Source organism: Oleiphilus sp. HI0123, assembly GCF_001635315.1.
In genome coordinates this window covers 1-4,314 of the sequence record NZ_LWGE01000453.1, presented here as the reverse complement: position 1 = coordinate 4,314, position 4,314 = coordinate 1, and the positions used below count along the sequence as shown (strand labels likewise).

Below are 4,314 nucleotides of genomic sequence, written 5' to 3'. Positions count from 1 at the left end.
GCCATTCGTGAAGCGGTCAGGAAAAATAAAAGCATTCGTTACCTTGTGATAGGTGCGGTTGAAGACTATATCTGTGATAATGCGCTTTATCGAGAGTGAGTTGCTGTTTTGAAACGCTGTTTCAGAGCAGGCAAAATTAACCAAATGGGGAACACAAAGAACGTATGCAAACTGAAGAATTGAAAACTGTAGTGGTCGAGGCTTTAGAGGATCTTAAAGCTGATAATATCTGTGTGCTGGATGTTAAAGATAAAACTAGCGTCACAGACTATATGGTGATCGCTTCAGGGACTTCGAGCAGACACGTTAAGTCTCTTGCAGAAAATTTGGTTTCCGAAGTAAAAGATAAAGGCGGACGGCCTTTAGGTATTGAAGGTGCTGATGGCAGTGACTGGGTTTTGGTTGATCTGGGCGAGGTTGTCGTTCATGTGATGCTTCCCGCTTCACGCACATTTTATGACCTGGAAGGCTTTTGGCGTGATGGCCCGGATGCCAGTGCCTCAATGACTGAGCATTAACTATAGCCTTTTCTTTAGTTTTTCCTTTGGCTTATGTAATAAGCATAATTCAATCTCTGCACTGTTTGTGAATTGCGATAGCGATGAAAATAAAAATACTTGCTGTTGGTACTAAAATGCCGAAGTGGGTGACGGAAGGCGCAAACGAATATGTTAAGCGCCTTCCTAAAGACCTTCCTTTAGAGTTTATCGAGATTCCCTTGGGGAATCGTAGTAAGAATGCCGATATCAAGCGCGCTATTCAAAAAGAGAGTGCGGCTATACTCGCTCAAATTAATAGTCAGGATCATGTTGTTGCGCTTGAGGTTAAAGGTGTTAACTGGAGTACGGAGAAGTTAGCCTCTAACCTTGAAAACTGGCAAATGAGTGGCAAAAATCTAGTTATTCTTATTGGTGGGCCGGACGGCTTAAGCAATGAATGTCGAGCTCGTGCTGATCAGCAGTGGTCTCTCTCTGCATTAACATTACCTCATCCCATTGTTCGTGTTGTGCTTGCTGAGCAGCTATATAGGGCTTGGACGGTTACGCAGAATCACCCTTATCACCGTTCATGATTAAAAAGAGTGTTTGCAGTGTATTCGATCTATTTCAGGGGAGTTGGGTTTGAAGTCTGATCGTCGCCTTAAGGACTCGAATCGAGAGAAGCGAATTTATGCTTTTCGCACGATTGTGGCGTCAATCTTTGTCTTGAGTTTGACGGGCGGATTGATCTTCCGCATGTACTACCTGCAGATTACTAATCATACGCATTTTCAAACTTTATCCGATAAGAATCGCATGCAGTTGCAATCGATTGCACCAAACCGTGGTTTGATTTATGACCGAAACGGTATTTTGCTAGCTGACAATCGGCCAATTTTCAGTGTCGCGATTACACCAGAAGACAGCGCCTCCATTGATGAAAGTATTGCTTCGATTGCCCAAGTCATATCAATTTCTGATGATCATGTGAGGCGCTTTAAAAAACGTTTAAAACGGGCCAGAAGACCATTTCACCCTGTTATTCTAAAAAGTAAGTTGACCGAGAAAGAAATTGCGATGCTCGAGGTGCGCAGGCATGAACTGAAGGGAGTGAAGGTACTTGCCGAGCTCGCTAGACACTACCCGATGGCGAAAGATACTGCGCATTCGATCGGTTATGTCGGAAGAATAAATGAAAAAGAGCTAAAAAAGGTCGATGAGCAAAACTACTCGGCGACTAACTATATCGGCAAGCTTGGAGTTGAAAAATTTTATGAGTCAGAATTGCATGGTCAGGTTGGCTTTCAAACCGTAGAAACAAACGCCAGTAACAGGGTTTTGCGGGTGTTGGATAGAAGTGATCCGGTGCCAGGTAGAAATCTTACTCTACATATGGATGCACAGCTGCAAAACCGGGCAGTGGAGCTACTTGGCTCAAATAGGGGAGCCGTGGTCGCAATAGAGCCTGAAACCGGCGGCATACTGGCAATGGTTAGTACGCCGAGCTTTGATCCAAATGCTTTTGTTACGGGGATTGATTACAAGTCTTATGGCGAGCTAAGAGATTCTTTGGATCTTCCTTTATTTAACAGGGCATTAAAAGGGCAGTATCCACCTGGCTCTACGATTAAGCCTATGGTCGGTTTAGGCGGTCTTGATACCAATACGACCACGCGAGAGTTTAGCATTTGGGATGAGGGACGTTATCAATTACAAAATGATGAGCGGATATATCGCGACTGGAAGCGGGAAGGGCATGGGCGTATAAATTTAAGATCTGCTATTGCTCAGTCATGCGATACCTATTTTTACGATCTCGCGTTTAAAATGGGTGTTGATCAGATGTCTAAGTATTTAGGCTATTTCGGTTTTGGGAGTAATACTGCTTTGGATATTTCTGAAGCAAGATCCGGGATTTTACCAACTCGTGAGTGGAAGAAGGCCCTAAAAGGTCGCTCTTGGTATCCAGGTGACTCACTGAACCTAGGGATTGGTCAAGGTTTTATGCTTGCAACGCCATTGCAGTTGGCAACGGCTACAGCATTTTTGGCAAACCGGGGACGCTGGGTTGCACCAACTCTATTGAGGTCGATTTCCCTAAGAAAGGGAGAAAGCGAATATTCTGCTCGCCGTCGTGAGGTTGAAATGCCTGACCTTGATCTTAGCAGGCCGGAAGACCTTGATTATATTATTGAGTCGATGGCTGATGTGATGCATGGCCGTCATGGGACGGCTCGCGGTAGTGGTCGCAATGCTAGTTATAAAATGGCGGGAAAAACCGGAACAGCTCAGGTAGTAGGTATTGCTCAGGGCGAAAAATATGATGCTGAAGCCTTGATCGAGAGACATCGAGATCACGCTTTATTTGTTGGTTTTGCGCCGTTGGATGAGCCCCAAATTGCCGTGGCGGTGATTGTTGAAAATGGGGGAGGAGGAAGTAGTGCTGCTGCGCCAGTTGCTAGGGCCATGTTTGATGAGTGGTTGATTTCTCTCGGGCATATAGCTTCCTCTAATCCAGATACTCCAAAGGAATAGTCGTTTTGATATTTGAGTCGCGAATCAAATGAGTAGAGAGTTTCTAAGGCAGATGCCCGGGGCAGAAAGTCACTTGCGCAATAGTGGTGGTCTTCTGTTTCGCTTGCACCTAGACCCGATCATGTTGGGCTTGCTTCTATTGTTGTGTGCCGTTGGTCTGGCTATTTTATATAGCGCAGGTGGTCAAGATATGGTGTATGTCGAAAAACAGGCGACACGCTTCGGTATTGCATTTGTTGTGATGTTTGTTTTTGCTCAGCTAGATCCCAATGTCTACCGGCGTTGGTCTCCATGGCTATATGTTATTGGTGTCGCAGCGTTGATAGGGGTTATTTTCTTTGGAACGGGTGCTAAAGGTGCACAGCGATGGTTACAGCTACCAGGTTTACCGCGTTTTCAGCCCTCTGAGTTTATGAAGTTGGTGGTGCCGATGATGGTTGCATGGTTTTTGGCTGCGCGTTATTTACCTCCAAGCTTTAAGGCTGTCATGGGATCATTGGTGCTCGTTTTTATTCCGGTATTGCTCATTGTTAAGCAGCCGGATTTGGGGACTTCAATCTTAATTGCCGCCTCGGGTGTTTTTGTATTAATGTTTGCGGGTTTGAGCTGGAGGCTAGTCGGGGGCTTTGCTGTTTTACTCGCATCTTTTGCGCCGCTTATGTGGATGTTTGTGATGCGAGATTACCAAAAACAACGTGTCCTAACTTTTCTCGACCCAGAAAGTGATCCGCTAGGCTCAGGTTGGAATATTATTCAATCGAAAACGGCGATTGGCTCTGGCGGCACCTGGGGGAAGGGGTGGCTTGAAGGTACTCAGTCTCAACTGAATTTTTTACCTGAAAGTCATACCGATTTTATTATTGCAGTCTGTGCAGAAGAGTTTGGTTTTGTTGGCGTCTTGGGGTTGTTGCTTCTATATTTACTGATTATATTCAGGGGGCTGTTCATAGCGCTTAAGGCTCAGGATTCATATGGTCGTCTATTGGCGGGCAGTCTGGTCATGACATTTTTTGTATATGTTTTTGTAAATATCGGTATGGTAAGTGGTATCTTACCTGTTGTGGGTGTGCCACTTCCGTTGGTAAGTTATGGCGGCACCTCTGCGGTAACTCTAATGGCGGCATTTGGTGTACTGATGTCAATTCATACTCATAGAAAGATGCTGTCGCGCTAAGCGAATTGCGAACAATAAAAGGATTATGTATGCGTTCAGGAAATAAATTGTTTTTTGTAATCTCAGCTTGCCTGATGCTGTTGTCGGTTTCTTCGGCAAATGCGAACTATATTGAGCACGAAAAAG

The 4,314-nt window shown here is 45.0% G+C and carries 4 protein-coding genes; all 4 read left to right on the top strand.

The features are described 5' to 3' along the window. Positions 1-164: 164 nt before the first annotated feature. The 4 genes from rsfS (at position 165) to rodA (ending at position 4,188) form a co-directional block, all read left to right on the top strand. Positions 165-518, top strand: coding sequence for a ribosome silencing factor (gene rsfS / locus A3761_RS04355; protein WP_068507913.1), 354 nt, complete (start codon positions 165-167; stop codon positions 516-518). 83 nt (positions 519-601) lie between these two features. Then, positions 602-1,072 (top strand): 23S rRNA (pseudouridine(1915)-N(3))-methyltransferase RlmH, encoded by a 471-nt coding sequence (rlmH, locus tag A3761_RS04350; protein WP_068507911.1) that lies wholly within the window; start codon positions 602-604, stop codon positions 1,070-1,072. Positions 1,073-1,121: 49 nt separating this feature from the next. Beyond that, on the top strand, positions 1,122-3,014 hold the full coding sequence (gene mrdA / locus A3761_RS04345; RefSeq protein ID WP_068553355.1) for a penicillin-binding protein 2: 1,893 nt from the start codon (positions 1,122-1,124) through the stop codon (positions 3,012-3,014). 28 nt (positions 3,015-3,042) lie between these two features. After that, positions 3,043-4,188, top strand: a complete 1,146-nt coding sequence (gene rodA / locus A3761_RS04340; RefSeq protein WP_197469920.1) for a rod shape-determining protein RodA — start codon at positions 3,043-3,045, stop codon at positions 4,186-4,188. Positions 4,189-4,314: the final 126 nt, after the last annotated feature.